Genomic DNA, 26,518 nt, shown 5'->3' with positions numbered 1-26,518 from the left:
GGCATTTAGCAATAATCCCTGTAATTCATAATACAATGACAAGCGAAGTTTGGTTGAAGACTTCGCTTTTTTGTACGGGACATGAATGGTGTCGATACCTTTTACTATACATATGGCATAACAAAAATGTTGAATTTCTGTGGTTTTAACAAAATGGTTGTCACTTTATATGTTAATAATCCTGTTCTGTAGGGCTCTTTAACGGGCTACTTATATTTTTCTTACAAGATAATGTATTAGTTCAGTTAGTAATCTTTTAAATGATTTTCTATGATTAATTAAATATTTCATTTGTTAATATTGATGTATGTAATTTTATTATCTTTCGAAAATGTAATGTTGAAGTCATGTTTTTGAATTTTTCTTCAAACGAAAACAGATTAAGATTACAGTATTATAAAAAATCAATGAGGTGAACAATATGAAAAAATATATGTCACTTTTTAGTCTTTTAGTTGTATTTGCAAGTCTACTAGTTGGATGTGATATTAATATCATCACAAAAGATGAATATTATGTTTAAATTAAAAAAGATTGAAAAGTGAGCGTTTCTTTCTGATAAATTTTGGGATTAATTTACTAAGGACTATGACAAATTTAAGAACAAGAAGAAAAGTATTTGATACTAGAATTCTGGAAGCGCTAGGATAGAAATTAAATGTTTTTGTAAAAAAAGAATTGACTTATATACTAGTTGTAACTAGAATGGTTACGTGCAGGTGTAATCAAGTGAGTTACATCAGGTGTCTGTTTTTTTTATGTGCACAGTTATCTTTTGTTAAAAATCAAATTTAATCTTTTTTGAAAGGGTTAGTTTTGAAAAATATATTAAGGTAACTCAAAAAAGAACAAGATATAAAAAGATGTACTTATATAAACCCGAAATTTAGCTGAGCTGGATAATAAAAATAAAGGTAGGAGATTTAAATGGAGACGAAACAAGATAACCTTATTTATGTATGGGACGCTTATTGTGGATGGTGCTATGGCTTTTCAGAAAGTATTAAAGGGTTTTACAAAAACCACACTGAAATACCGTTAACCGTTTTATGTGGAGGTTTATTTTTAGATAATTTACCAATGAAAAATTTCTCATATATAGAAGAGGGAAATAAAAGAATTAATCAACTCACAGGTGCAGAATTTGGTCCTTCATATCAAAAATTGGTGGAAGAAGGTACTTTTAAAATGAATTCGAAAGATGCTGCAATTGGTTTTTCGGCATTACGCTCATTAGCTCCAGGCCGTTTGTTAGAATTCACTTCGGCTATGCAAAAAGCGTTTTATTATGAGGGACAAAGTCTAAGTGATCCTGAGACATATCGTAAGATTGCAATCGAGCATGGTTTGGACCCTGAACAAGTATTAGAACGCTTAAACGCTCAAGAAACAGTAATAGACGTCCAAAATGATTTCAATAAAGTTCGACAGCTTGGTGTTAATAGTTATCCTTCATTACTTTTACAAAAGGATAATCAAATTATTCCTATTGGTGGCGGGGTAATGACGCCAGATAAAATCGAAGCACGTTTTAAAAGTTTATATTAAAAAATCTTAAGCTACAGTATATTGCATGTAACGTTTTAAGAAAAACTACTATAAGTAAATGGACTAAACCTTTTTTATAATAGTTGGTTTCAATTTGTATTTAAATAGTCCAATTTTATTATAGGCCATAGTAATAAACATATTATCTTACGCCAACTGACATTTATCTCCCGAATAAATGTTTGTGCTGTCACACTTTCAGGTGAATTGAATAGGGAGTTTCTATTTGAACAAGAAAAAATGTGTGATTTATTTAATAACTTTAACAAAAGGAGAGAAACATTCTATGTTTAAAACAATCGATACAAATCAAAAAGATGTGAAATTAACGGTTTTTCGTTCGGATGAAAAAAGTTTTATGGTCACTGCAACCTTAGTTGAGAAAGCAGGACATGCATTTTTAATAAACTCAAAATTTACTCAGTCTGATTCGAAAGAAATTGTGGATTATTTGAAAAACAATAACTTATCTCTAGATAAAATCTTTATTATCCATGGGGATCCTGATTACTATTTCGGGTTAGAAAGTATTAAAGCTGCATACCCAGAAGCTATAGCGTATGCTACGGAGTCTACGGTTGAACATATTGTTCATTCTGTATTAGGGAAATTGAAAGTTTGGAAAGATGCGCTTGGAGAGAATGCACCAAATAATGTGGTATTACCTCAAGTGTTTAAGGGAAAATCTATTGATTTTCAGGGGCTAACATTTGAACTAGTAGGCTTAGACGATTACAGAACTAGCTTATTTAACAGAGAACTGAGATTATTAATTGGGGGAATAGATGTATTTAACGAAATCCATCTATTCTTAGCAGATACTAGTTCAAAAGCAGCAATGGAGGCATGGATTGAGAACTTGAAAGTGTTACAGGCTTTAAATGCTGACGTAATTATACCGAGCCATGGATCAATTGAAAAATCATTAGATAGTCAAGCGATTACTGCAACTATGGATTATTTAAGAACTGCAATTCAAGCTTCTGAGGAAAGTAAAACTTCAAAAGATTTTGTAGCAAAACTTGAAACAGCATATCCAGGCTATGCTAATAAGGGTGTATTAGAGTTAAGTGCAAAAGTTGTAACGAAAGAAATGCCTTGGGGTTAATGCAATGAATAAATATCAAAAATTATTACATGAAACGTATGTGTTAACTGGCGAGGGAAAAATGGATGCTTTCAAAACGTATTTAAGTGAAAAGGTATCTTGGACAGAAGCTGCTGGGTTTCCATATGCGGGCACTTATGTAGGTCCTGATGAAGTAGTGAAAAATGTACATGAACGTCTTGGAACTGAATGGGATAACTACAGCGCTAAAGATGAAATTTATGCTTTTAATAACAATACTGTTATCGTGTATGGAAAATATAGTGGAACATATAAAGTAACAGGGAAATCATTCATAGCAGATTTTTGTCATCTTTATGAGTTTGATGAGAACGATAAGGTTAAAAAGTTTATTCAAATTGTGGATAGTGCAACTGTTAATGAGGTATTAAGTTAGAGTTACTAGTTTCTAATATATCTCGTATAAGAAGTATTGTTAGGATAGATGGATTTTCCTAACAATATTTCTTACATCACATTCTGGGAATGATTTTTCCTTTATTAAGCGTGTTATTGAAGATGAATTATAAAATTAGAAGAGGTAGGTATATATGAAAGTAGAGAAAAATTTAATAGTAATAATTATTTCTGTGTTTATTTTAGGAATTGTGTCGACTTTGATATTTCAAGCTTCAACTGGTAATACCAAAGGTCACTCAATAAAGAGCGAGAATGTTGCACCAGTATCGAAAGATAATGTGACAGAAAAAGAAAAGAATAAAAAGATGGTAGTTGATTTCTATAATGAGGTTTTTAACAAACATAATATCGATATTATCCCTAAATATGTAAGTGAAGATTATAAGCAACATAATCCTTTTGTTGCTGATGGACGAAAAGCCTTCATGGATTTCTTTAAGGAGGACTTTGTAAAAAATCCAAATTCCTCTGCAGAGATTAAACGTGTAGTAGCTGAAGGAGATACAGTTGCTCTTCATGTACACTCTCGTACTAATTCTCAAGATAAGGGAGTTGCTATAGTGGATATTTTTCATATAGAGGATGAGAAGATTGTTGAACATTGGGATGTAATTCAAGAGATTCCCAATGAGGCAGCTAATAATAATACGATGTTTTAGGTAGAAGATATATCTAATAAATGTTTAATTGTTAGAGATATCTAGAATCTTGAAATTTAGACAAGTTATGTTTTAAGGTGAGTAAAAATAAAGGGATGCCCTAGATATGTTACTAGGACATCCCTTTTTGTTTTAATAAGATTTAATCTAATATGATGTATAGGGTACTTATAATATGTATTTTTTATTACTGCACAAACCATGCCTAATCAGTATTTACGAGTTGCTCTATCCTCTACAAACTCATTAGAAGATTTGAAAACAGGGCTAGAAATACTAAAACAATATCTCGGCTAGTTTAAAAAGAATACAGCAGACATTTACTAAAATAAAGGAAAAATGCTATTTAACAGTAAAATTGTAGTAAAAACTCTTCTATAGGCAAGAAGAGTTTTTGCGTGAGTCTATAGCGTTCTGGAGGGAAGTAGTTTTTTATCATTAATAACATTAAATGATTATATATAAATATAATGTATTTGTGTTATTATGTTTATTTTGGAAAATAAAGTATATTTTTGTTCGCAAAAATAATTAGGAGAAGAAGGGGAAATAGCATGAAAATAAAAAAAATGATTTTAACAGGTGCAGTACTTGCAGCAACAACCTTAACATCTTTAACAAATGTACAGGCAGATACAACATTTAAAGATGTTCCTACTGATCATTGGTCATATAAAGCAATTATGGACCTAAAAGAGAACAATATCGTAGCTGGTTATGGAAATGGCATTTTTGGTTTCGGTGATAGTATTACACGTGGTCAAGTTGCTAGATTACTTTACGTATACTTGAAACCAGTAGATGTAGATGCTAAATTTCAAAATCCATTTACGGACATAAAAGGTTCTATGTTCGAAAAAGAAATCTTAGCAATCACAAAAGCAGGGATTATGAGTGGATATGGTGATGGAAAGTTTGGACCAAATGAGGTCTTAAATCGTGAACAATTGGTAGCTGTTCTAACACAAGCATTTCAATTAAAAACAACAACTGTCACAACTTTCAAAGATGTTGACAAAAATTATTGGGCTACGAAGGCAATCAGTGCAGTGCAGGAAAGTAAAATTGCTGCTGGTACAGGAAGTAACTTATTCGAGCCAAAAAGAGTTGTAACACGTGAGCAATATGCACAGTTTCTATACAATGGAATTAAAAGTGTGAACAAACCAGAAACAAAACCAGGAGTAACGCCAATAGGTATTCCTAATACGTTAGTGACAAATGATTTTTTCTTTGATAGATACTCCATTGAAATTTCACCTGTAAGAGAGCAATCTATTTCTAAGCAAGGTCAAAATCTTGTTACTGAAGTAAATAAGAAATATAATGCGAATTTCAGATATAGATACGTTGCATCAGAAATTGATCTATATACTCCTAATTTGCCAAGAATGATTGATTCTCATGGTTCATTTTCGTTTGTTGGGAAGGATAAAGATAATTTCTATTTCGTGTTTGTCGTTGACAAATCAACTGTTGAGTTAGCGAAAAACTGGATGCATATGATAAATCCGAATTTCACGCTCGATAAAGAGATTGATACATTAGTAAATCCAAATCTAGAATTAAAAAAAGAAATTGATAGTTTTGTAAAAAATAATAAGGATTATATCAATCGTTTTGAAAAAGATAATCATAGCGTAGAAATAGCTATAAGTCCTCTACATTCAATAAGCCCTGGAGAGTCTGTAGTTACTCTAAATCCGGATTACTCTATAATACACGTTTCTGTACAAGCAAAATAATATTTAACTAATATATGGATTTTCGTACAGGAAGTATGGACAATATTAGAGGTTGAAGATTTTTCGGAAAAGACCGACTGTTATTGAAGTGCACCCCAATTGTTAGACACATAATTAACAATTGGAGGTGCAGTTCATAAGCTGCTCTATTTTTGTTTTTAGGGGGAGAGAACAAGATGACAAATCCTATCCAAAATAAACATCCAGAGGACAATTAATTACAGAGCCAAATTATCAATCAAATCATTCCAATCTTAGAGAAGTTAGTTATGCAATTCATTCAAAATCCAACACCGAATGAGGATGTGATTCCAGGTAATGACAATAAATTCATGGGAATTGATGATGTTGTAGATAATTTAGTGAATGCTGGGATTATTACCGCTAGCAATTTTAATGTTAACCTGGAGTTATTTAGAGGTAGTCCAATTACGGTTTCCATTGTCAAAGCAGGGGATCCAGCAGTAGAATTTGATGCTGGGGAATTCTATCGAGGGACATAAAGATGAGACAGATAAAAAAGAAGGAACTAAATAATGAAACGGAAAGCCAAGCGTATATAATGTAGGCTTTTTTATTTTAAATCAAATAAGAAGTCGGAAAGAGGTGGAGATAACTTTAAAATCTTACCTATTGTAATTAAATGAAGAAGCCTTAGAGTTAGGGCTCTAGGGCTTCTTGTGTTGGTATATCCTACACGATTTTATAAAAAGAATAGAACGTACTGAAGATAACACATGAATGTTTCATAAATGTATCGAAAAAGTGAATAAAATCGTTATTTGAATAAAAGAAACCCCGTTTATCTACGGGGCTTCTAAGGGTATGTGTCAAGTAATGACGTACTCGACTAATTAACCATATCATGAATTTTTTTGGTAAAAAAATGGAAAATATGTCCAAATTAATGGAACCATCAGTTTGAACAAAAACGTAACTTAGTAGAAAAAATATAAAAGAACCCACATTGGAGGGGGTGGGTCCTTTTATAAAAAATAAGCATAATAGATATTTCCTGTATATTACCAAAAATGGAGTTGATACTCTATACGATTGTTGTTGAGAAAAGTTTTTTACACAAAAAAGAGCACTATAATATATAAGTGCTCTTAAAAAGGAGACCCTATAAGCGAAAGAATACTATGCTAATAATATATATGCTCGTTTAATTAAATGGTGATAAGTTAAAAAATCATTTTGCAGAACAAAGCAGCTAGCCGAATTAGCAAACTGCTCTGTTTTACAATTTTAGAAGTACCCGATATATGCTGTAACAAAAAGTTACAACCCTAGTTTAAACAGATATCAAAATATTATGCAGAAAAGAAAGCCAAATTAAAACTTCATTCAGCACAACAAAGTAATTAGATAACTGCTTGTTGTACAAAAAATTTACGCTTATACGTAAAAATGGCAGGTAATTGACTAAGTTACCTGCCATGCACCAAACGATACGGAGTAAAGAGCTCCGATTTGAAAGAGAGTAGCTGTGGGAAGCTGACTTGCAGATAGTATGTGTAATGCAAAAAAATATATTCGTAATATAAACAGAAAAGGAGCGCCCCTTTAGCAAAAGCTACCTGCCCTGTTTTACAGAAGAAATCAAGTATTAAAAATTAGCGCATTTAAAGTATGGACATAGTTTGAAGATTTATTTAGAAAAAATTAAAAAGAGAACCTTTAAGTAGTGATCTTATCAGGTAAGGTTCCTCAGAGAATTGTGTGGCACACGTGGTAGTATATGGGGGGTAATTATGAAAGTGCAAAAATTTAATAAAAATACATTTTGCACAACAAAGCAGCTAGCTGAAGTAGCTACCTGCTCTGTTGCACAATTTTAGAAGTAGTCGATATATGCTGTAACAAAAAATTACAACTTATAGTATAAACAGATATTGAAATATCATGCAGAAAAGAAAACTAAATAAAAAGGCGGTTGTTTCCGCAACCACCTTTTTATAAAGCAGAGCAACTTTTTTAACTATAAAATATGAATAATTTCTGAAAAAGTAATAGGGCGTAATCCTATTTTTATACCGAAAGTGACGAGCTCAGGTTATAAGAAAGGACTAACTATAGTGTACGGGAGATTGTTTAAGAAGGTTACAAATAAAGGAGCAGCTAGCAAAAACTAACTGCTCAACCCTCGACCAAGAGAGTTAGAGTGGGAAGAATTTAAAGCTGACTTTTTAAAGCCCTATATAGTATCCGCAAAATTTAGAATTTTATCATTTTAGACAAGAAGACTCCTTCCTCAAGGAGCGTGAAGGGGCATAGCCCAGTGAGTAGGTGGGAGATGAATTGGCTTCGAACAAGGGATGGCAGGAAGCCATCTTAATTGTTCAACATACAGAAAGTGTTACTTTACTAGTAAATCAGTAATCCTAGGTGATTTCTTATTAATCTTTATTCTAAAGCCACAGATGGAAGTTTATCGGAAGAAGATACTAGGAATCTTAATGCAAAAAAGACGATCTGTGATAAATCGTCTTTTTGTGTATTGTAATAGTTTCTTATTTTCGAAATAAATATTTCTAATTATTTATTTCGAAATTTTTATCTCAACATTGTTTCCTGAAATATTTACAGTAGTTGCATCATCTTTACTATCTAAATTCGGATATACAGTATTACCATTTACATTAATATTTTTGAATTTTCCATAAGCCTTTCCTTCGGCGCTTGCGGCATTTTTATGAGCAATAGTAACCAGGGTTTTCCAACTATTCACGCTTTTTGCCGGTTTACCTACTGCTTCCAATATAGAAGTTAAATACGTATTTGCTCCATTACCAAGTTTATCACTATATTTTGCGTAACCACTTACAGTCAATTGTGCATTTCCATTTGTATTAGGATAAATAGTCATATTTACATCCGTTCCCGGAATAAAGCCGTTTTGGTAGCTAACTCTATCATCGTTATTCTTATACGTATTTATTTTATATTGTACACCATCATAATAATATAAAAATACTGGTCTCCAAACCTTAAAATCATTTGAATACTGTAATCCCATATCAGCTTCAATTGATTTGTTATTAGGACCAGTACCAGAAAAACCCGTGTAAATATAAGCTAAACTTTCATTTTTAGTTTCGGTTTGTTGAATTGTACCTGTTTGCACAGTTGTATTCAAGTAAGAGCCGCTTCCCGGAATGACTGCTTTACCTCCAATCCCCCCTTTAATAGCAGGTAGCATTAAGTTGTTACTAGTAGTGGGGGATAGTGTTGTATTATTTTTTTCAGGTTTCGTTGGATAGACAGTAATTGATTCCCCATTAAATGAACTTTCCTCATAGAAATATGAGTGTTCGCCATCTATTAGAGTATAATTAACAACATGGTCAATGTTATCTTCTTTAATTTTTTTGACGTCATCTTTCTTTACTTTCTCTGTTGCTGCTCTTGCCTTTTGTAAAGCCTTATTAACATCCGCTTCTAAAGCGTTTTCATTTTTGGAAGAAATTTTAACATTGGAGAACTTTGAATACATTGGAGGTACAGACTTGTCCATTTCTTCCGCACTTACATAAGTTGTAGATCCTCCAAATCCAACAGAAGCAGCTAAAGCAATTCCAGCAAACTTTTTTATTTTTTTCATGTAAAAATTCCTCCATCAAAATTCTTATAAGGTTGCACCTTACACTTAATAGTCTATATTCGACGTATGAAAGAAGTGAATATAGACTATTAGACATGAAATTGTTACGCGAATGGATTATTAATTGGTAGTCTGTTCCTAATAAATTAATTTTACTTAAGCGTAATGCGCTATAACTCCTACCGGGCTACAATAATCCAGTGCAGGAATGTGATAAAGTATTTTTCCATTAAATATAATTGAGGATTTAACATCGTCTGGATTATCATATACCCTAGTAACATAATTATCATTCCAAGTCGTATTGTTATTTGGACATGTTGAATGTAATGCTTTATTTGCACTCGGTTGTTCAAATTCAGCAGCTGATACACCTACTCCACCTGAAAGCATAATTCCTGTCGCTAACACTCCTACTACTAATTTCTTGAACATAAAAATTCCCCCTTTATTAGTTTTTATAACTTGCAACTTAAATGTATCACCTTTTCTTATTTTGTAAATAATTAGGGATATTAGAAATATTTATTTAATTATTCCTAATTTTGGGATTTGATTTTATCAAATGGAAAATAGAGGGATTTAGAGAGGCATGTAATAATGCATAATAAATCGATTAGATGTTATGCTATACTCCTAAAGAACTAATACAACATTCCTTTACATTGGAAAACAAAAGTCTTATCTACCTAAATGAGAGGCGCCTTATGGCGTTTTTTCTTTATGTTCAAAAAGACCTGCTCAATTCATGCATAAAAAAATAAATTAAATTGAATCCATTAAAATACATGAATGAACCTAGTTTTATCCTCTTATCTAAAGGAGAGACTATTATTATGGGCTTGGGTGGTAGTTGCGGTAGTTGTGGCGGAGGCGGTTTTGCTGGAGGATTTGCTTTACTCATTATATTCTTTATACTATTAATCATTATCGGATGCAGTTGCTTCTGCTAAAAACTATTAGAAAAGACGGTTCTGGTGCAAAAAAATCTATAAAACTTGGACATACTGATATTATTACTCTAGAAAAGGTGTGTGATCAGTATGAAAAAGGAAAATTTGTTCAAATGGAAGCATTATCAGCCTGATTTAATTTTGTTAACGGTATAACCTCATTTTTCGTGATTTGGTAGAAATGATGAAGGAACGGAGTTTATCTATTTCTCATACCACGATTATGCGTTGGGTTCATCAGTATGGCCCTGAATTGGATAAAAGAATTCGTCGTCACCTCAAGCAAACCAATGACTCTTGGAGAGTTGATAAAACCTATATAAGTTAAAGGGGCAATGGATGTACCTGTACCATGCTGTTGATTTGAAAGGGAACACAATCAATTTTTGTCTAAGAAAAACAAGAGACCAAAAGGCTGCAAAGCGCTTTTTCAAGAGGGATTTGCGGTCTTTTCATGTTTCAAAGCCACGTGTGATAACAGTCGATAAGAATCCGGCTTACCCTATAGCAATTGAACAGTTGAAAAAAGAAAAAAGCATATCTGATGGTATGCAACTTAGACAACAAAAGTACTTGAATAATATAGTAGAACAAGATCATTGCTTTATGTAGCCTAAAAGCTGCTTTTTTATTTTGAACAGAAAAAAGAACCTGTAGTGGTTCCTTTTCACATTGCTATCTTATACTTATTGATTTTTCGCTTAACATCCATAAAAGCTAGTAATGCTGCAATAGCGCAAACACCTTTAAACCAAAGAAATTCAGAAGAAAATAGTCCGCCAAAGAAAGCAACCGAGTGTACAAAACAAGTAATGCCAAATAACCAAAGCATGAATTTTAATTCCTTTAAGGAATACTTATAGTTTTTAAATCTTTCCCACATATGTATCAACTCCTATTATTATGAGGTTCTGTAGTTTTTCTTTTTAAAATCGCGCATGTTGAGAATAAAGAATAAAAGCTGCGATACCATTAATCCAGTAGTATGTTCGTCCTGTTGTGAATCCGTTATAGAAGGAATAGACATTCCAAATTATAAGAAGTACTGAACAGATAGTAGAGATTATTAATGAGCCAAAACTTCTCATGATTTTCACCTCGATTCAAAATATTAAAGTTTATTTATAATTTTACATTTAGATAAAAAGATTTACAAGAAGTGGAATGAAAAAGAACCCGATGGAGTTCGGATTCTTTCAGAAGTGATGATGTATTCTCGGCTTGGGAACTGAGAAAATACAAAAATATAATACATCGAGATTTAGAGAACTTCAATACTAAATTAGGGATTACCGCGAGGTGGTGAATATGGGCTAGGCAACAAAGTCTAAATTATAAGGTGAATAATTTGTTACCATATTTGATGGTTTACAAAAAATAACCATTTAATTCATATTTCAAGAAGGTTTTACAAAAAAATACATAGAAATATAAATATATGATAATGAAATGAGTCGAATTTTCATCATGACTGATATCCATAATATGTTCATTTCAATTAACATGAAATACATAAAGAGGAGAGCGATTATGAAAAGGAAAATTGGTACAGCAGTCGTGGGTTTATCTGTTTTAGGATTTGGAATTTTTGGTTTTACTCATGGAAATGGTGGAGGGGTTGTTCAAGCGGATTCAGTAGGGGATGGAGGAGGAGCGCCTGCATATGCACATGGACATACAGGTGGTGCGCCGTCCTATACTCATGGGCATACAGGAGCACCAGTTTATGGATATGGAGACTATCCAATACCTTCTTTTAATGTAGGAGATACTCCTGCACTAAAGTTAGAAGCTGATGGGGATCATGGGGGAGCGCCAACTTATACTCATGGATATTTCCCTGCATCGAAGTTAGAGTCGGATGGGCATACAGGAGGGGCGCCTTCTTACAATAAGGGAGATACATGGTCCCCGAGTTACGCACATGGAAATACAGGAGCACCAGTTAATACAGAGCCTGGTGTGGGGATTTAACTAATACTAATATTAAAGTTATAAATTTATATAGAAGAAAAAAAGATGCTCTATTTAGAGCATCTTTTTTAATAGTTTACAGGATCAAATAAGCCTTTTTTGTATGTTCTATAAATCATAGTGACAACTTCAGCTCTTGTAGCAACGTTCTGTGGACGAGAACCATCAAAAATTCCATTTCCAGCTGCCCAATTAGTTGTTGTACCGAAACCAGGCCATGATTTATTAAATGTCCAATTCATTTGTGTATCCGCCCAATGTGCTGATGCTGCTTGAGGCGAAATTGTTGCGAAACTGTCTCTTTTTTATTTTCAACAAAATACGGATTTTGTATGGAATTTCTTGCAATGAATTCACCATAAATAAGGTTGTCTCATATCATGTAAAGATTGCTTTATTAAGATTATAAAAGGATGTGAACATATTGGAAGATATTTATGTGAAAATAGACAGTTTAAAAGCAGAACAAAAAGAAATTATGCGAGATATTCGTAATTTAGAAACTCGCACAACAATTAATGAGAAAGACATCGCTACAATTAATAAGCAATTAGAAAAGATTAGCATGAATACAACTTGGATTCTACGAATTATTATTAGCGCAATCACTATGTCGGTTTTGGGTTTAATATTAAAAGGCATGATTTAAAATTAAAAAGTAAAAGTACTTATGGAGAGGGGGATAAGTGTCTCTCTTTATTTTTATCGTTTTAGACAAGAGAGTTCTTTTAGAACAAGGCATAGGTAACCTATACGATTTGAATGAGAGACATTAGTCATTTCTTATCGATGGTAAAGTAGACGTATATAATTTAAAAGGAAACCGATACAACCATACTAATATCAAGTTCTTTAATTCAATCGTTTCAATTTCGCAAGTGTATTCTTCATCTTCCACATATCGGTAGATAATCTTTGTATAATCTAATCTTATCCCTAAATCATAACTGTTACCTCATCACCATTAAGTTAAAGTTTTATAAAGCTCCAAAATGAAAAATACGCTATTCTTTTTGTAGTATCATAGGAATGGCTGGCGTATTTTTCATTTTGTTTTGCTAACTTGATGTTGATGTGACGTACCTTATGCATTTAAAAAAGCCCCTTAATAATGTTAAAGGGGCCTTGCTCACGCAAATGATCTGTAAATCAATTCAGCTTTGATATACAGATCATTTGTATGATAATATTTATAAAGAATTGCTAAATAATGAATTTACATAAATGCTTTTAGAAGTTCTTGAATTAATGGGATTGCTCCACCTATAAATTTTAAAACTGCCATTGCGATTTCCATAGTATTCTCTCCTCTGTTTTTGTATTAAGATGTGTTAATCTTTATAACCTTATTATAGTAAGCGCTTACATTTATAACAATACATTTTTGTATGCAATATTGCATATTTATACGTTTAGACAAAAATTTGGCCCTATTAGTCATTCTTTAATGGTAACATAGCGAGGTGTGAGTCTTTAAGGGTTTTCCCTAATAGGAGGAAATATGGAAAGAGTAAAAGTGATTTACAGTAATCTGAAAATTAAAAGTTGGGCTAAACAGGTATTAGCTGTAGGAGGAATATTAGGGTTCTGCTACTTGGTATTATATGTTTTTTGTATCTTAGTTGTTACATGAATAGTATGCAACTAACTCAACTAGTAGAGTCTTGCCTAGATAGGTAAGGCTCTTTTGTTGTAACTGAGATGAGCAAACTAGATATAAAACCTCTCAGGTTTGTCAGAGTACTTTGTATGGTGCCATGTTTCTCTATGTTTTAGAACACTAACGCATATCATTGAAAGTAAATAAACTTCTATTTAAAAGTTTCCAGTTGTATTGAAAACACTATTGTATTGATAAAAAATGTGTTTTTACTAAATACATCATAAAAAGACAAGCATAAGTTATATTACGTTTGGGTGAAATTCTTTTATCTTTGAAAAGGATTTAAATCTTAATAATAGATTTAATCCTTTTTGTATATCGTAATTTCTATATTGCCATATGGATATAATATATTGAAAGTGATTTAAAAGCAAGAATATTTAGCATGGAGCAGCCATATGTCCATCAACTTAAGATTTTAAATTAGCCCCTAAATGAAAATTTTTCTTTTTTTTAATTGGTTGATAGTAAAAAAAATTGGAAAATCACCAACTAAAGAAATTTCTTCAGGTAAGCTAATAAGTAATGTATCAAAAGGTTCTTTACGAAATTTGTAAAAATAACCTAAAAATAGGTATATGAACAAAGAGCATCGGCTAGTAATAAGTCATATTTTGTTGGTGTACGTATTGAACTTAGTTTATAGCGTTATTTCTACTTAGATTTAACGAATAGAAATATAGGGAAGCATCGATAGGGTTGTAATTTATAAAGCGGAGGTCATGAAAATGAATCAGTTTCAACAAGAATTACAAGCGTTAAGTTTTAATGATTAACATTCTGGAAATATTGTGTATTAGGAACAGCAAAATAAATCTTCATATTACTATATTGAAGATGCTGCTCGTCGATGTGGTGGCTGTGGTGGTTGCTCCAATTGTTTTAGTGGTACTACTGATACAATTGTAACGTATGAGTATTGATAAAAGAAAAAAGGAATCCATTTTGAAAAAGATTAATCAAAATGGATTCCTACTTTTTGAAGCATTACACAATTGTTATAAAAAAATGTTAGCAAGTTTGGAAATGCACTTGCTAACACTTCAGAATAGACGTAAATTATCGCTAATATGCCATCACTGAAAATAGCCTTAGTGAGTTAAATCCTACTTATACGAAATGCTCCAAAAACAGTCTTAATATAATAAATAAAAGGCTCAATTCCCAGAAGGGAGAGTTGAGCCTTTGGATGTAGCTACTAAGTTCACGGATTGATGAAAACTAGTAACTAAATAAAGCAGTCCTAGGCGTAGAGGGGCTAGTGTTTCTATCTCACAAGACATTATAAAAAGATTAGAACGTACTGATATTCGCGTTCTTTTATATATATTTGTACCACAATTATTTTTTGTATGTGGTTAAAACTAGTTTTTAAGAAGCATATGCTTTAGCAACTGCAGAAATTCTTTATCACTTTTATCATCTTTTATATAATCCTGTTCATAGTTAAAAATCATTCGTACTAACATAAATGCTGTTAGCGGTAAAGGTACCTCATGCAAAGCTCCTTGCTGATAACCTTTTTCAAGTAAATTACTTATCATTTTAATTGCTTCTTCTTCAGATTTTTTAAAGCAAGCGGTAATTTCAGCTGAATGGTATTCTTTATATTCTTGAAAGAGTGTAGAAACAAAGGGATCCTGATGATATTCTAGGCTGATATAATGAAGAATTTTTTGTATTTGAACTAAAACATCTTTTTCCTTTTTATATAAATCAAATAATTGTGAGCGTTTAAGCTGAATATGACGCATATAGCAGTCACATAATATTTCAGTTTTATCTGTATAGTAATAATAAATAGTTCCTTTACCAACTTTTGCTTTTTTTGCAATTTCATCAACCGTTGTGTTACGGACACCACGCGTAGAGAACAGTATTGTGGCAGATTGAATGATTTTCTTTTTTTTATTCTCTTTTTCTAATTTTATCATTGTCTACACCCTATCCTTGAAATATTTAGCGAAGTTTTCTTTCATTACATTATCTATCAGTCTATTTATCATTTCTTAATGCCTAATAGAAAGTCCCCTAGTTGCTTCTTATAGAATAACACACATCATTCTTATTTCTAATATATAACTATAATAGAATGCAACTTTATAGATTAGGATAAAAGTGAAAGTATAAGCTAATAACTTTTTAATTGGACGATGGGAATTCAAGTAAAATGGCAAAGTGATTTCTTTATCGGTTGAATTATTTGATTTTTTATTCAATTCATTTTATTATATAAACATGACTAAAAGATGTTTTTAGTCGGATTTTTTTTACGGAAAACCGACTGATTTTTGATTTTAGTCGATTTCTATACTATTTGAGAGAAGGTAGACACTATGTGTGGAATTGCAGGGTGGATAGACTGGTCTAGAGACCTGTCTAATGAACAAGAAACGTTAAAAAAAATGACAGATGCTATCATTCACCGAGGACCTGATGCAGAGGGGCATTGGTTTTCAAAACGAGCGGCATTAGGTCATCGACGTCTCATCGTCATTGATCCTGAAGGTGGCCTTCAACCTATGCTGTATAAAGATGGAAATGATACGATTGGCCTTACGTTCAATGGAGAAATTTATAACTATCAAGAATTACGTAAAGAACTTGAGGAGAAAGGTCATGAATTTCAGACAAAGTCTGATACAGAGGTATTACTACATGCTTATTTAGAATGGCAAGAAGATTGTGTTCAACACTTAAATGGGATTTTTGCTTTTGGTATTTGGGATGAACGATTTGGGAAATTGATGCTTGGTCGTGATCATCTAGGGGTGAAGCCTTTATTCTTTGCTCAAAGAGGGAGTGCAATTCTCTTTGGTTCAGAGTTAAAAGTTTTACTTTCGCACCCGCTTGTAGATGCAGAAGTAGATAAAGAAGGACTTTCTGAGATATTTTGTCTTGGACCAACACGTACTCCAGGTCATGCGGTTTTCAAGGATATACACGAAGTGCGTGCTGGTCATTATATGACGTTTACCACTAATGGCTCGAATACGACACAGTATTGGAAACTTGAAAGTAAAAATCATATAGATGATATTGATACGACAGTGGAGACAATCCGCTCCATTTTACAAGATACGGTTAAACGTCAGTTAATTGCTGATAGACCGGTAGTATCTATGCTTTCCGGAGGTTTAGACTCAAGTGGTCTAACAGGTTTAGCAGGAAACGAATTTGGGAATAAAGGGGAACGTCTTCATACATATTCCCTGAATTTCATCAATGATGAAAAAGACTTTGAGCAAGACTTCCTTCGTTTTGATCGTGATGAACCTTGGGTGAAACGTGTAGCTGAATATGTAGGGACAAAGCATCATTCTATAGAGTTAGGATCAGATAGTTTAATAGAGCATTTATTAATTCCAATGCGAGCGCGTGATTTACCAGGAGTTGGAGAACTAGAAACGTCTCTTTATTTGCTATTTAAGGAAATGAAAAAAGACGCAACAGTTGCACTTTCAGGCGAATCTGCAGATGAAGTATTCTCAGGATATCCATGGTTCCATCAAGAGAAGTTTTTAGATGCAGAGATATTCCCTTGGAGTGTTAATTTATGGTATAGTACCGAAATTTTATCTGAGGATCTTAAAGCGAAGATTAGCCCTGAAAAATATCAAAAACAAAAATTTGAAGATGCAGTTGCTGAAGTTCCCTTTTTAGAAGGTGAAAGTGATCTGCAAAGGAAGCAACGTCAAATGTCTTACATGTTTATTACACGTTTCTTGCCATTTATGCTAGAACGAAAAGATCGCACAAGTATGATGAATGGCTTTGAAGTACGAGTTCCATTTTGTGATTACCGGCTTGTAGAATACTTATGGAATGTCCCATTCGAAATGAAGAGTATAGACAATATTGAAAAAGGTATTTTACGTCGAGCTTTTGAAAATGTACTTCCAGAGGATGTACGTTATCGTAAAAAAAGTGCATATCCAAGCACAAAGGATGCCTCTTATCTACAAGGTATTAGTGATTGGATGTTACATGTGTTGAACGATCCTCAATCACCTATTTTGCCATTAATTAATATAGAAAGAGTTCGTGCTATTGCAGAAGGAAAAGACGAAGTAATTTCAGGTAATGATGCACGAGGTATAATAGATTATTTACTTCAAGTTAATAGTTGGCTTCAGGAATATAAGATTAAATTAGTATGATGGACGTAATTTTCAAGTAAAAAGGGTAGATGAATCCTCAACGACCTAAGTGAACCGCATCTCCAATGTATTAGATAGTTATCTAACAATTGGAGATGCGGTTTTATTATTTTGATTTGCAATAACGCTAATCAGTTAGTAAATTAGAATTGAATAAGGGACATGGAAAGAACTAGGGGGAATAATATGAATTGGAGGTCCCACGTAAAGGAGAATATGATGAACCTTTTAATTAGAGAATTAGAAGTAGATGATTTAGACAATTTACCGGAGATCGATGATAGTTTTATAGTAAATTCTCGGTTGATTTTTTCTCTTTCAAAAATAAATAAGCAAATAGAATATACAGTAGAAGACGTTCCAAGTTATGAGAAAAGATATTTACAAGACCAATATGATGATAAACTAGCATACACTGAGTATATAAATAAGCCTGAACAAGTAATTTACATAGCAATTTTACATGACCAAATTATAGGAGTAATGGTATTGAAAAAGAATTGGAATCACTATGCTTACATAGAAGATATAAAGGTGGATAAAAAATATCGTTCACTTGGAGTTGGTAGGAGGTTAATTGCCCAAGCAACACAGTGGGCAAAAAAAAGCAATATGCCAGGTATAATGCTTGAAACACAAAATAATAATGTAGCAGCATGTAGGTTCTATGAAAAATGTGGGTTTGTAATAGGTGGGTTGGATTTTTTAGTATATAGAGGGATACATGAAGAAAGCAATGAAGTTGCAATGTATTGGTATTTGCATTTCAAATGAAAGTAAACCAAAACTCGAATATATAAATTCCTCGCTGTTACATTCGGGACAAGCAAATAACTAAAAGAAAAAGAAGGTTTCTTTCCGAGAGTAGGGGCATCTTTAATCTTGCTACCGATAATCAAATGATATGTTAATTAGATTTTGATATTGTATGCATCGTCTTTTCTTCAATTAAATAAAAAATACATCCTTATAGGGATGTATTTTTTATTAATAATAATGTTATAAATTATTCTACATGAACCGATATACTTTTAGATAATACTTGCATTGAGAAAGGAACTCTAGCTTCAAAAGCTATAGTGTTTGTTGAATTTGGTGTATTTGAGAAGATGTAAGAATCCTTAATACGTAATCTAAATGTTTTTTCAGATCCGAATGGACCAGTATAAGAACCGACTTCGTCTAAAGAACTTCCTGAATATCTAACACCATTAATAGTTAAAGCCTCAGAATATGAATCCGGTGTACCTACTTCACTAACTTTCACATAAAGGTAATCGCCTTTAAGAACAGGAATAGATAAGTAAGAACTTGCACTATACATTTTGTTATTATCGCCTACAGCACTAATGCTAACACTTCGTAGTGGAGAAGAATCCGCTTTTGAAATAGTTGGTAAAAAAGCTAGTGTAAGTGCAAAACACATAGCTAACATGCCCATAAATTTTTTCATATTAACAACTCCTTAGGTATTTATTTAACATCCTGTATTTTACAGGTTAAAAATGTAAATTTCAATATTGTTATATAAAGAATAATTATGTAATTATGCATATTTAATATAAAGTACGCCAAAATTCGGATACATAAATCCCTTGCTGTTACATTAGGGTTACGAAAATAACTAAAAGAAAAAGGAGATTTCTTTCTGAGAATAGGAGCCTCTTTGCTCTTGGTACCGATAATGACACGTTATACTAACTTGACATGTATAGAGTATACAACCAAAATCAAACAATAAATCACTTCTCATAAATGGTAAAATAGGGAAAAGGAGGTTCTGTATAATGCCTTTAGAAAACTCTATTTATTATATTGGAGTTGCTATTATTTTATTGATCATCGGTGCACTGCTTGGGGGGATTATACGTTTAATTCAACATACTAGTAATTACAAAAAGCAAGATTCAGTTGAGCAAAAGTTAGATAAAGTTATTCAACTTTTAGAAAAACAAAACAAAGATTGACCTTACTCAAAATATAAGTAGTTTGCAATAGCTCCCAATAACAAAAATAAAATGAGCTGTCCATATGGAGGGCTCATTTTATTTTTTCTTATCATGGGTGTTCTTTGAAATGTGGAAGATAACCAAACACTATTAAGCTAACAAAAGAAAATATCCTTAAAATAATAAATAAGTAGGTCTTTGTCAGAAAGTAGGTGTTGTAACAGTCGTATGGTCCCCTTATTAAACCGTTGATTTAGTCACTCCGGGCTGATGAGGAATTTTGTTGATACTTCTAAGCAGCTAGATAATTGGGCAAAAGAAGCTATATTTTGGCCAACTCATACACATAAATCTTTTGCTTGGTACTGTCTGTTTTGTTGCACAAAACCAACATCTCTAGCAAGATACTGCAAGATATTTGGAGATAAAAAATTTGAATCCCTTGAGCAAATAGTTCTAATTCATCATACACAGAAACATACATAAAAAAATCATCCTTTTCTATGATCCTACAAAAAATTTACTTTTATATTTGTAGGATAGTTTTAGACACAAAAATAAAGAGATTAGCAATGTATATGTGTCTTAATGTAAAATATATATTGCATTTATTAGATTGATAATTTAATATATAGAATATAAGATTTATTTAATGTTTGTAAGTAAAGAGAAAATTGCAAGAGTTAAAAGAGTCTAACTCAACAGGAGTTGGCCAATGTTGTAAACGTTACGCGACAAACCAGTAGCCTTATTGAAAGCAATAAGTGTAACCCTTCTTTAAAGGCTTGTATGCATATAGCTAAACATTAGATAAGAGTTTAGCTAAATTATTTTGGGAGGAACTCTAAAATGGAAAAACTAAAAAAATGGTTTTCACTCAGTACACACTCAGATGAAAGAATTCAACAAATCGAAATGAAAATTTGGGCGCAATCTGGAATTATTGTCCTACTTTTAGCTTTTATAGATGTTATCATAAGAGGAGCATATCTACACCGCCCATTCCTAGAATGGATTGCTTCATTAGCCATTATAATTTGTTATATGATATTCTTTTTTACTAAATCAATTCTGACTGGCGTTTATGAAACAGATATTATTAATAAAGAACAATTAAATGAAAAATTAAAAGAAAAAATGAGTAATACCTTTATTTTTTGTTTTGTCGCAATAGGTGCTACTACATACAAATATTACTTCCCTGAAGATTTCGGTGGATGGTTAGCAGCAATAGCAAAATTCATTATACTTTTCATTTTCTTATTTGGTATTCAATATCTTATTACAGTAATAGCTTGGAAGAGATCCAATAAGATTTAATAGATATACAAAAAGCTTATCCTTTAGCACTTAATGATAAGCTTTTTTATTATTTTCTTCATTATTTTCTGTTTTTGTGTACGTACTTCTCTTAGGTTGATGGCAATGTGGTGGTACCCCTTATAAATGTTACAAAAATCTTTCAAATAGCTCTAACTTGCACAATGCTTCCCGTTAATATAATATGCTGATTCAGTGAAAACCGTAAATACAACCTCTACTTCTGGAAGTCCAAAATCCATTACATATGTAGTAATGGCCTTGGCAAATCGATCACGAATTTCCTGTCCACGCTCGAACCATTTCACTTCAATAAGAGGAAACGCTTCTATTTCTTCTCCATTGAATATAAACGTAGAACTTGGTAGTTCTAAGGTAAAATTATCCGTACCACACTCACAAATCTCTGCGAGCTCTTCTACTAATGGCTTGCTTATACGTTTTAATTGTTCAGTAGTAATTCCACGAAACACAACATGCGGCATGTGAATCCCTCCGTTATATAGCTTTATATTTGCTCACATCATAACACAATTTATTTTGCTGCACTAACATCTTTTGGTACATTTCAATGTCATTCTTAAGAATAATCATATGTTATTGAAGCAATACATGTATTGTAACTATTTAAAACATTTGAGAGCTCGGTAATTGGATAAATATAAAAGTCTTACCATTCTCCATGTAAGGAGGCATGAGGGGAGGCCTCTATTAGGAAAGGGATGGTGCGCTTATATATTTTAAAAAGAAAAGACACCATAAGGTGCCTTCCTCCGACTTGATAACCACTTTACTTTTAATAACATTGGATTTCCATCCGAATACTATTTTACCACGTTAAGTAATGTTGGTCATTGAGAAAGTCAAATACGTAGTGTTCATATATAGTGACCCCTAGGAGCATGCAAGATTTAATACAGTTTTTTATTGTTTCTTGCAAGTAAATTATTTGAATTCTTGTCTATATAATTTAAACGAATAAATAGCTCCAACGAAGAATACAAAAGCTTCAAATAATATAAAGATTTGACGGAAATTCTCGATATCTTTACCAACTAAAGAAATAAATATACAATTCATTAGAATTTGAGTAGTAAACATACAAGAAATAATTTTAAAATAAATAGGATTTGTTCTTTTATCTGGTTTACCAATTTTTTTGTAAATAATAATAAGTGCAGTATATGTCAATGAAACGTAAGATTTTATCTTTTGTAGTAGTTCCAATGTTAATGTTAACTGGAGTGGGATGTGAGACTAAGGTTAAGAAAGGTGAAGCAATGGAAGCTTCTGTTAAACAGAATAAAAAAGAAGATTTCAGTAAGAACCTAGCATATTTAATGAAAGATTTCTCTGAACAATCTAAAGAAATAGACGGTATTGTAAAAAGTAGCAAGTCAATGAAGAAAAAGTCAGAAGAATTAAAAGAAGTATCTAAACCTTATTTAGAGTTAGTGGACAAAATAAGTAAGTTAGAGTATGAAGTAGAAGATTTCCCAGTACAACAAAATGTAGGTTTAGCGATGATTCATGTAAAAGATGGGGTAGAAATCATACAAGGCGGTTTAGATAAGGGTAAAGAATATGAAGTTGATGGTGGGGTTGAAAGATTAAAGACTGCTTCTAAATTAATAGATAAAGCAAACAAAGAATTGAAAAAATCTAAAAAACCTAAAGAGAGTGTGTTATATCTACAGGTTATCCTATAGTTAATGCAATAGAAATTTAAGTTAAAGAGGGATAGTAGGGGTACCGCCACATCGCTATCAAGACGGTTGAACTTGGGGAAACATGGTATCACCCAAGTGTACTTCGTACAAGTATAAATACTGAGTGTAAGTATATGTTATTGCAATATGCTTTTGAAGCATTACATATGTTACGTTTATAAATAAGGAGGTATCATTTAATCTATATTGGATGATACTTTTTGTTTTATGCAAAAAAGATATTGAAAAGGTTTTGGTATGAATATCAAGACCTTTTCAATATGTATAATTATTTCACTGACACTTTTAATTCTTTTCCAGCTTTAAAAGCAGGTGCTTTTGAAGCCTCGATTTGCATTTCTTCACCTGTTTGTGGGTTACGTCCTGTACGTGCAGATCTTTCACGTACTTCAAATGTACCAAAACCAAGAATCTGTACTTTCTCTCCAGTTGCTAACGCATTTGTTATTGTATCTAATAAAGCTTGTGTTGCTGCTGCTGCATCTTTTTGTGTAAGGTCAGCTTTTTCTGCTACTACTTTTGTTAATTCTGTTTTATTCATTTTTTGCACCTCTTCATATGTAATTAGGTGACTATTATAACGTGTGTACTCACGATGCAATTATACTGTACGTAGAAAAGGATATAGCAAGGGGACAATTTCTGTGTAAAAGGCATACGAAGGAAATTAATTATCGCGCTAAACTCTGTTCATATTTCTTTACATCTTCCATAGTTTTAAATATTAACACATCAAAAACTCCTTTTTCATTCCCACATACGACAACAAAACCATCCGTTGCTTCTAGAACTCTACCGACGCCATCATCTGTAAGCGTAATACTGGTGAGATATTTTACGTTCAGTTTTTCTTCTTTTCGAATGTAGGTAGTTATGGGTATCCCAACAGGAAATGTGTCTGTGATCTCTTTTGTTGTATAAGTGCCATCATCTATTGATTGAGTTTTAGCTGTAATAGAATCAGTTTGAGTGGCACATCCTGTTGAACATATTAAAAGAATCCCAGTAATCATACTTACACAAGCTGTTTTTACCATTCACAAAATCCTCCTATAACTGTTCGTATTGTCAACCCATTTAGGGTAACAAATTATATATACGAAGTTTGTTGGTTTATGTGAGTCGTAAATCAGCAAAGATACAGGTATTTTGCCAGAATGTGTTTCAAACAAAAGAAAAGACACCCAAAAGTGCCTTACTGGGACTGGCACCAGTGTAATATGGTATTGGGTGCCAACCCAATTGTTATTTTACAATGTTAAGTAATTTTGGTTGTTGAGAAATATAATTTAAATCTATATCTTGTTTACTTTTACTTTGTTAGCTTTTTTGTAGTGAATTCTTCAATCTGTTCAGATGTACTTTTAATTTCATCGGTAATTGTTATTTTGCTACCCGGGTGTACACAGTAACAGTATTTGTTGCGCCAGAACCAACAACAGTAATTGAATGTAAAAAATAGTTGAAAGACAAAATGTATATTATTATATTGAGAATAATAAATTTAAGGTGGCATCTGGAAGGGAATAGTTATAAATGAAAACAATAAAGGGGAAGTTATTTCTTAGCATTGATATTATAGGTTGTATCCTTTGTATTATAATGCTTATTATAAGTCCTGTTAATTTTAGAACATGGGTGCACCTTGTTTATTTCTGGTCTGTTGACTAACTTTCCTTATTAATACAGTAAATAACCTTAAGGGAAAAAGGTGTAATTTAAATTAAAATAAATTTCTATTCATATAGCCCCAAAAAATCACTATTCTTTTTGTAGAAATATACAGGAAGGATGGCTTGATCGATTGGAGTTTGATAGCATTTTTTACATAAGAATCCCTCACTTTTAAACAAAGTGAAATTGGGGCAATCGATGCCAATTTTGGAATGGAATTGTCATTTTTTGACCTCACAGTCCTTGGAAGTAAAATAATTGGGGAGCTTATTAATGAATCAGAAAAAGATATTCAAATTGAACTTAGAATAACTAGAAGAATTCTTAGAGTTACTAGACAAAGAACGTATTTTGATTATTTAACTAGTGAATGACTAAAGTTAACAAACTAAGATTATGTAAATGAGCTGTCCATATGGACGGCTCATTTTTTTACTTAGCATGTGTTTTCTCCGAAATGCTGAAGGTACGATATCGTTATCAAGTTAAGAACAGCAAATATCCTCAAAATGAAAAGCTAAGCGGTTTTTTATTAAAAATCCATGGGGTTTTTAACCCAGAGGTGTTATAAAATATGGTTTATCGGAAATCTACGATTATGCTTGCTCTTCTTTATATACTTTTATCAAAACTCTAGAATCTAAATTTCATGATTGTTTTTATGTTCTCTTATAACTGATAAATGAGTATTTCCTAAAACTTGAATTCCAATTATCAATATGAGCATGAGTAACATTATACAGGCAAATAGCCAGAAAGTAATTTGGGTAGGGTACTTATCCATACTTTGTCCTATAATAATTGGGATTAATGATCCACCTAGGCCGTTTGTAGCTAATAATATACTAGTTGTCTTTTCTGTTTGACCAGGAAAATATAGGTTTGTGATAATTAAGGCAATCGCGAACATTGCTGCCATAAATAAACCCAGAAAGAAGCACAGAAAGAAACCTAACCAGACATTACCGCTAATGGCTAGCAAAATAAGTACAACTAAGCCGCCGATATTAATTGAAAGTAAAAACTTGTTATAGGTAAGCTTTTCAGAGATAACACCTGTTAACGCGCGCCCTATTACCATTGCCGTCCAGTAAACAGTTACAGTCAGTGTTGCAAGAGAATTAGGGACTTCCCACTCTTCCATGAAAAGTGAAGGTAAAAAATGAACAATAGATACTTCGCTCCCACCATAACAGAAGAAATATATCGCAGAAAATGTAATGATTAAAAACGTCTTTTTAGTATAAGAACCAGTTGTTTTATTAATAGGTGTATTGGGATTGGTATTCTTTATAAGAAATTCATCTATTTCACCAAAAGACAATACCTTCCATCCAATCATAACTAAAAATGAGCTCAACCCCAATATTAAAAATGCATACTCCCAAATACCCTTACTTATAAGTATGCTCGAGAAAAGTGGCATGAATAGTGCACCTAATCCAAATGCAACCTCTAGTTTACCCATTGCTGAGGCTTGTTTTTCTTGAAATGTAACTAAGATGATTGTGCCAATACAAGATTCTGCTAATCCAGCCCCGAATCCTGCTAATCCAACTAATGGAAAAAGAAAATGCCAAGTTGGTAGGAAAAATGAAAAAAGTTCAAAACTAATCATAATTAAACCTAGGAGAACAACATTTTTACGTCCTAGTTTTCTAACTAGGATAGGCATGCTAAGTACACCAAATAAAAAACCAACAAATTGACCAAAGATGAGTAAACCACCATTACTATAATTTTGGTTATAGTGAAGTAGAATCTCAGGTAGCATTGCACCAATGATGACTAAGGTAAAAGCGATTAACATGTAAGAAAAGAAGCTTATCCAAAGTAAACGTTTTAACAACTATTTCTCCCCCTTATAAATAATTTATTATTGTTTAAATCAATTGCATATACTAAATATTTAATATCTAGATATTACCGATATTGTTATGTAGAAAAAATTTTAATTTTAAAATTAAATTTTTAAATGTTAATAATTTTTAATTATACTACCTTTTATTTT

General features: G+C 32.1%; 23 protein-coding genes and 10 pseudogenes. 19 read left to right on the top strand and 14 right to left on the bottom strand.

Annotation, left to right across the window (positions count from 1 at the left end):
• Window positions 1–421: 421 nt before the first annotated feature.
• The 7 genes and pseudogenes from ACTFRS_RS06155 to ACTFRS_RS06125 form a co-directional block, all read left to right on the top strand.
• Window positions 422–520, top strand: a pseudogene (locus tag ACTFRS_RS06155) (YxeA family protein); the annotation flags it as partial.
• Window positions 521–927: 407 nt separating this feature from the next.
• Window positions 928–1,548: a DsbA family protein gene (locus ACTFRS_RS06150; RefSeq protein ID WP_048554401.1), complete on the top strand. Its 621-nt coding sequence runs from the start codon at window positions 928–930 to the stop codon at window positions 1,546–1,548.
• A gap of 286 nt (window positions 1,549–1,834) precedes the next feature.
• Entirely contained in the window at window positions 1,835–2,656 is an 822-nt protein-coding gene (locus tag ACTFRS_RS06145; protein WP_098298366.1) for a cytoplasmic protein, read from the top strand.
• 4 nt (window positions 2,657–2,660) lie between these two features.
• Window positions 2,661–3,053 (top strand): nuclear transport factor 2 family protein, encoded by a 393-nt coding sequence (locus ACTFRS_RS06140; RefSeq protein ID WP_070806042.1) that lies wholly within the window; start codon window positions 2,661–2,663, stop codon window positions 3,051–3,053.
• A 154-nt stretch (window positions 3,054–3,207) separates the two neighbouring features.
• Window positions 3,208–3,735, top strand: a complete 528-nt coding sequence (locus ACTFRS_RS06135; RefSeq protein WP_431084559.1) for a nuclear transport factor 2 family protein — start codon at window positions 3,208–3,210, stop codon at window positions 3,733–3,735.
• Between the two features lie 554 nt (window positions 3,736–4,289).
• A complete protein-coding gene (locus tag ACTFRS_RS06130) occupies window positions 4,290–5,480 on the top strand; it encodes an S-layer homology domain-containing protein (RefSeq protein ID WP_139869151.1) in 1,191 nt (396 codons plus the stop codon).
• Window positions 5,481–5,710: 230 nt separating this feature from the next.
• Window positions 5,711–6,017 (top strand): annotated as a pseudogene (locus ACTFRS_RS06125) (hypothetical protein).
• Between the two features lie 2,005 nt (window positions 6,018–8,022).
• On the opposite strand, the gene ACTFRS_RS06120 reads toward ACTFRS_RS06125, so the two are convergent.
• Together ACTFRS_RS06120 and ACTFRS_RS06115 are read right to left on the bottom strand one after the other, a co-directional pair.
• A complete protein-coding gene (locus ACTFRS_RS06120) occupies window positions 8,023–9,084 on the bottom strand; it encodes a YrpD family protein (RefSeq protein WP_139869149.1) in 1,062 nt (353 codons plus the stop codon).
• A 156-nt stretch (window positions 9,085–9,240) separates the two neighbouring features.
• Window positions 9,241–9,519: a hypothetical protein gene (locus ACTFRS_RS06115; RefSeq protein ID WP_139869148.1), complete on the bottom strand. Its 279-nt coding sequence runs from the start codon at window positions 9,517–9,519 to the stop codon at window positions 9,241–9,243.
• A gap of 401 nt (window positions 9,520–9,920) precedes the next feature.
• On the opposite strand from ACTFRS_RS06115, the gene ACTFRS_RS06110 reads away from it, so the two are divergent.
• Entirely contained in the window at window positions 9,921–10,037 is a 117-nt protein-coding gene (locus ACTFRS_RS06110) for a YjcZ family sporulation protein (RefSeq protein ID WP_139869147.1), read from the top strand.
• A 90-nt stretch (window positions 10,038–10,127) separates the two neighbouring features.
• Window positions 10,128–10,646, top strand: a pseudogene (locus tag ACTFRS_RS06105) (IS6 family transposase); the annotation flags it as partial.
• A 58-nt stretch (window positions 10,647–10,704) separates the two neighbouring features.
• Here the strand turns inward: ACTFRS_RS06105 and ACTFRS_RS06100 are convergent.
• Together ACTFRS_RS06100 and ACTFRS_RS06095 are read right to left on the bottom strand one after the other, a co-directional pair.
• The gene (locus tag ACTFRS_RS06100; RefSeq protein WP_139869146.1) at window positions 10,705–10,920 is read right to left on the bottom strand and encodes a hypothetical protein; all 216 of its coding nucleotides are present in this window, start codon (window positions 10,918–10,920) and stop codon (window positions 10,705–10,707) included.
• 18 nt (window positions 10,921–10,938) lie between these two features.
• A pseudogene (locus ACTFRS_RS06095) lies at window positions 10,939–11,125 on the bottom strand (hypothetical protein).
• Window positions 11,126–11,567: 442 nt separating this feature from the next.
• Here ACTFRS_RS06095 and ACTFRS_RS06090 point away from each other — a divergent pair.
• Window positions 11,568–12,011: a hypothetical protein gene (locus ACTFRS_RS06090; protein ID WP_139869145.1), complete on the top strand. Its 444-nt coding sequence runs from the start codon at window positions 11,568–11,570 to the stop codon at window positions 12,009–12,011.
• A gap of 68 nt (window positions 12,012–12,079) precedes the next feature.
• On the opposite strand, the gene ACTFRS_RS06085 is transcribed toward ACTFRS_RS06090, so the two are convergent.
• Window positions 12,080–12,253 carry a hypothetical protein gene (locus tag ACTFRS_RS06085; RefSeq protein ID WP_240795818.1) on the bottom strand — a complete coding sequence of 58 codons (174 nt, stop codon included), beginning with the start codon at window positions 12,251–12,253 and terminating at the stop codon, window positions 12,080–12,082.
• A 182-nt stretch (window positions 12,254–12,435) separates the two neighbouring features.
• On the opposite strand from ACTFRS_RS06085, the gene ACTFRS_RS06080 reads away from it, so the two are divergent.
• Window positions 12,436–12,660 (top strand): hypothetical protein, encoded by a 225-nt coding sequence (locus ACTFRS_RS06080; RefSeq protein ID WP_087994208.1) that lies wholly within the window; start codon window positions 12,436–12,438, stop codon window positions 12,658–12,660.
• 567 nt (window positions 12,661–13,227) lie between these two features.
• Here the strand turns inward: ACTFRS_RS06080 and ACTFRS_RS06075 are convergent.
• Window positions 13,228–13,413: pseudogene (locus ACTFRS_RS06075) on the bottom strand (hypothetical protein).
• A 983-nt stretch (window positions 13,414–14,396) separates the two neighbouring features.
• On the opposite strand from ACTFRS_RS06075, the pseudogene ACTFRS_RS06070 reads away from it, so the two are divergent.
• Window positions 14,397–14,597, top strand: a pseudogene (locus tag ACTFRS_RS06070) (heterocycloanthracin/sonorensin family bacteriocin).
• Window positions 14,598–15,038: 441 nt separating this feature from the next.
• Here the strand turns inward: ACTFRS_RS06070 and ACTFRS_RS06065 are convergent.
• The gene (locus ACTFRS_RS06065) at window positions 15,039–15,608 is read right to left on the bottom strand and encodes a TetR/AcrR family transcriptional regulator (protein WP_139869144.1); all 570 of its coding nucleotides are present in this window, start codon (window positions 15,606–15,608) and stop codon (window positions 15,039–15,041) included.
• Window positions 15,609–16,010: 402 nt separating this feature from the next.
• Between ACTFRS_RS06065 and asnB the strand changes: the two genes are divergently transcribed.
• Window positions 16,011–17,834 (top strand): asparagine synthase (glutamine-hydrolyzing), encoded by a 1,824-nt coding sequence (asnB, locus tag ACTFRS_RS06060; protein ID WP_139869143.1) that lies wholly within the window; start codon window positions 16,011–16,013, stop codon window positions 17,832–17,834.
• Window positions 17,835–18,053: 219 nt separating this feature from the next.
• Entirely contained in the window at window positions 18,054–18,608 is a 555-nt protein-coding gene (gene satA, locus ACTFRS_RS06055; RefSeq protein WP_139869142.1) for a streptothricin N-acetyltransferase SatA, read from the top strand.
• A 232-nt stretch (window positions 18,609–18,840) separates the two neighbouring features.
• On the opposite strand, the gene ACTFRS_RS06050 is transcribed toward satA, so the two are convergent.
• Window positions 18,841–19,287, bottom strand: a complete 447-nt coding sequence (locus ACTFRS_RS06050) for a hypothetical protein (RefSeq protein ID WP_139869141.1) — start codon at window positions 19,285–19,287, stop codon at window positions 18,841–18,843.
• Window positions 19,288–19,621: 334 nt separating this feature from the next.
• Between ACTFRS_RS06050 and ACTFRS_RS06045 the strand changes: the two genes are divergently transcribed.
• Window positions 19,622–19,801 carry a DUF4083 family protein gene (locus ACTFRS_RS06045; RefSeq protein ID WP_139869140.1) on the top strand — a complete coding sequence of 60 codons (180 nt, stop codon included), beginning with the start codon at window positions 19,622–19,624 and terminating at the stop codon, window positions 19,799–19,801.
• Between the two features lie 242 nt (window positions 19,802–20,043).
• Here ACTFRS_RS06045 and ACTFRS_RS06040 read toward each other — a convergent pair.
• Window positions 20,044–20,267, bottom strand: a pseudogene (locus ACTFRS_RS06040) (IS4 family transposase); the annotation flags it as partial.
• Window positions 20,268–20,435: 168 nt separating this feature from the next.
• On the opposite strand from ACTFRS_RS06040, the pseudogene ACTFRS_RS06035 reads away from it, so the two are divergent.
• Window positions 20,436–20,631 (top strand): annotated as a pseudogene (locus ACTFRS_RS06035) (helix-turn-helix transcriptional regulator).
• Between the two features lies 1 nt (window position 20,632).
• On the top strand, window positions 20,633–21,103 hold the full coding sequence (locus ACTFRS_RS06030; RefSeq protein WP_139869139.1) for a DUF6773 family protein: 471 nt from the start codon (window positions 20,633–20,635) through the stop codon (window positions 21,101–21,103).
• A 152-nt stretch (window positions 21,104–21,255) separates the two neighbouring features.
• Here the strand turns inward: ACTFRS_RS06030 and ACTFRS_RS06025 are convergent, their stop codons facing one another.
• Complete coding sequence (locus ACTFRS_RS06025) at window positions 21,256–21,588, bottom strand: DUF1904 family protein (protein WP_018768188.1); 333 nt, start codon at window positions 21,586–21,588, stop codon at window positions 21,256–21,258.
• Window positions 21,589–22,048: 460 nt separating this feature from the next.
• A pseudogene (locus ACTFRS_RS06020) lies at window positions 22,049–22,282 on the bottom strand (6-aminohexanoate hydrolase); the annotation flags it as partial.
• Window positions 22,283–22,287: 5 nt separating this feature from the next.
• Between ACTFRS_RS06020 and ACTFRS_RS06015 the strand changes: the two are divergent.
• Window positions 22,288–22,812 carry a hypothetical protein gene (locus ACTFRS_RS06015; protein ID WP_440023952.1) on the top strand — a complete coding sequence of 175 codons (525 nt, stop codon included), beginning with the start codon at window positions 22,288–22,290 and terminating at the stop codon, window positions 22,810–22,812.
• A gap of 59 nt (window positions 22,813–22,871) precedes the next feature.
• Window positions 22,872–22,991, top strand: a pseudogene (locus tag ACTFRS_RS06010) (GNAT family N-acetyltransferase); the annotation flags it as partial.
• A 110-nt stretch (window positions 22,992–23,101) separates the two neighbouring features.
• Here the strand turns inward: ACTFRS_RS06010 and ACTFRS_RS06005 are convergent.
• The 3 genes from ACTFRS_RS06005 to ACTFRS_RS05995 all read right to left on the bottom strand — a co-directional run bounded on the left by ACTFRS_RS06005 (window position 23,102) and on the right by ACTFRS_RS05995 (window position 26,356).
• The gene (locus tag ACTFRS_RS06005) at window positions 23,102–23,374 is read right to left on the bottom strand and encodes an HU family DNA-binding protein (protein WP_139869136.1); all 273 of its coding nucleotides are present in this window, start codon (window positions 23,372–23,374) and stop codon (window positions 23,102–23,104) included.
• 130 nt (window positions 23,375–23,504) lie between these two features.
• Window positions 23,505–23,870 carry a hypothetical protein gene (locus ACTFRS_RS06000; protein WP_139869135.1) on the bottom strand — a complete coding sequence of 122 codons (366 nt, stop codon included), beginning with the start codon at window positions 23,868–23,870 and terminating at the stop codon, window positions 23,505–23,507.
• Window positions 23,871–25,147: 1,277 nt separating this feature from the next.
• The gene (locus ACTFRS_RS05995) at window positions 25,148–26,356 is read right to left on the bottom strand and encodes an MFS transporter (protein WP_431084560.1); all 1,209 of its coding nucleotides are present in this window, start codon (window positions 26,354–26,356) and stop codon (window positions 25,148–25,150) included.
• Window positions 26,357–26,518: the final 162 nt, after the last annotated feature.

Source organism: Bacillus cereus group sp. MYBK139-1 (assembly GCF_051916915.1).
Taxonomy (GTDB): domain Bacteria; phylum Bacillota; class Bacilli; order Bacillales; family Bacillaceae_G; genus Bacillus_A; species Bacillus_A pacificus.
The sequence above is the reverse complement of the archived record's forward strand: the minus strand, read 5'-3'. Positions and strand labels throughout refer to the sequence as shown.

Bases quoted from the DNA above. Each gene is read 5' to 3' on its own strand.
- ACTFRS_RS06090 (WP_139869145.1), top strand. From the start codon at position 11,568: ATGAAAAGGAAAATTGGTACAGCAGTCGTGGGTTTATCTGTTTTAGGA.
- ACTFRS_RS06130 (WP_139869151.1), top strand. From the start codon at position 4,290: ATGAAAATAAAAAAAATGATTTTAACAGGTGCAGTACTTGCAGCAACA.
- ACTFRS_RS06100 (WP_139869146.1), bottom strand. From the start codon at position 10,920: ATGTGGGAAAGATTTAAAAACTATAAGTATTCCTTAAAGGAATTAAAA.
- ACTFRS_RS06110 (WP_139869147.1), top strand. From the start codon at position 9,921: ATGGGCTTGGGTGGTAGTTGCGGTAGTTGTGGCGGAGGCGGTTTTGCT.
- ACTFRS_RS06045 (WP_139869140.1), top strand. From the start codon at position 19,622: ATGCCTTTAGAAAACTCTATTTATTATATTGGAGTTGCTATTATTTTA.
- ACTFRS_RS06150 (WP_048554401.1), top strand. From the start codon at position 928: ATGGAGACGAAACAAGATAACCTTATTTATGTATGGGACGCTTATTGT.
- ACTFRS_RS06050 (WP_139869141.1), bottom strand. From the start codon at position 19,287: ATGAAAAAATTTATGGGCATGTTAGCTATGTGTTTTGCACTTACACTA.
- ACTFRS_RS06030 (WP_139869139.1), top strand. From the start codon at position 20,633: ATGGAAAAACTAAAAAAATGGTTTTCACTCAGTACACACTCAGATGAA.
- ACTFRS_RS06015 (WP_440023952.1), top strand. From the start codon at position 22,288: ATGTCAATGAAACGTAAGATTTTATCTTTTGTAGTAGTTCCAATGTTA.
- ACTFRS_RS06025 (WP_018768188.1), bottom strand. From the start codon at position 21,588: ATGCCGCATGTTGTGTTTCGTGGAATTACTACTGAACAATTAAAACGT.
- ACTFRS_RS06085 (WP_240795818.1), bottom strand. From the start codon at position 12,253: ATGAATTGGACATTTAATAAATCATGGCCTGGTTTCGGTACAACAACT.
- ACTFRS_RS06065 (WP_139869144.1), bottom strand. From the start codon at position 15,608: ATGATAAAATTAGAAAAAGAGAATAAAAAAAAGAAAATCATTCAATCT.
- ACTFRS_RS06005 (WP_139869136.1), bottom strand. From the start codon at position 23,374: ATGAATAAAACAGAATTAACAAAAGTAGTAGCAGAAAAAGCTGACCTT.
- ACTFRS_RS06000 (WP_139869135.1), bottom strand. From the start codon at position 23,870: ATGGTAAAAACAGCTTGTGTAAGTATGATTACTGGGATTCTTTTAATA.
- asnB (WP_139869143.1), top strand. From the start codon at position 16,011: ATGTGTGGAATTGCAGGGTGGATAGACTGGTCTAGAGACCTGTCTAAT.
- satA (WP_139869142.1), top strand. From the start codon at position 18,054: ATGAACCTTTTAATTAGAGAATTAGAAGTAGATGATTTAGACAATTTA.
- ACTFRS_RS06135 (WP_431084559.1), top strand. From the start codon at position 3,208: ATGAAAGTAGAGAAAAATTTAATAGTAATAATTATTTCTGTGTTTATT.
- ACTFRS_RS06145 (WP_098298366.1), top strand. From the start codon at position 1,835: ATGTTTAAAACAATCGATACAAATCAAAAAGATGTGAAATTAACGGTT.
- ACTFRS_RS06120 (WP_139869149.1), bottom strand. From the start codon at position 9,084: ATGAAAAAAATAAAAAAGTTTGCTGGAATTGCTTTAGCTGCTTCTGTT.
- ACTFRS_RS06115 (WP_139869148.1), bottom strand. From the start codon at position 9,519: ATGTTCAAGAAATTAGTAGTAGGAGTGTTAGCGACAGGAATTATGCTT.
- ACTFRS_RS06140 (WP_070806042.1), top strand. From the start codon at position 2,661: ATGAATAAATATCAAAAATTATTACATGAAACGTATGTGTTAACTGGC.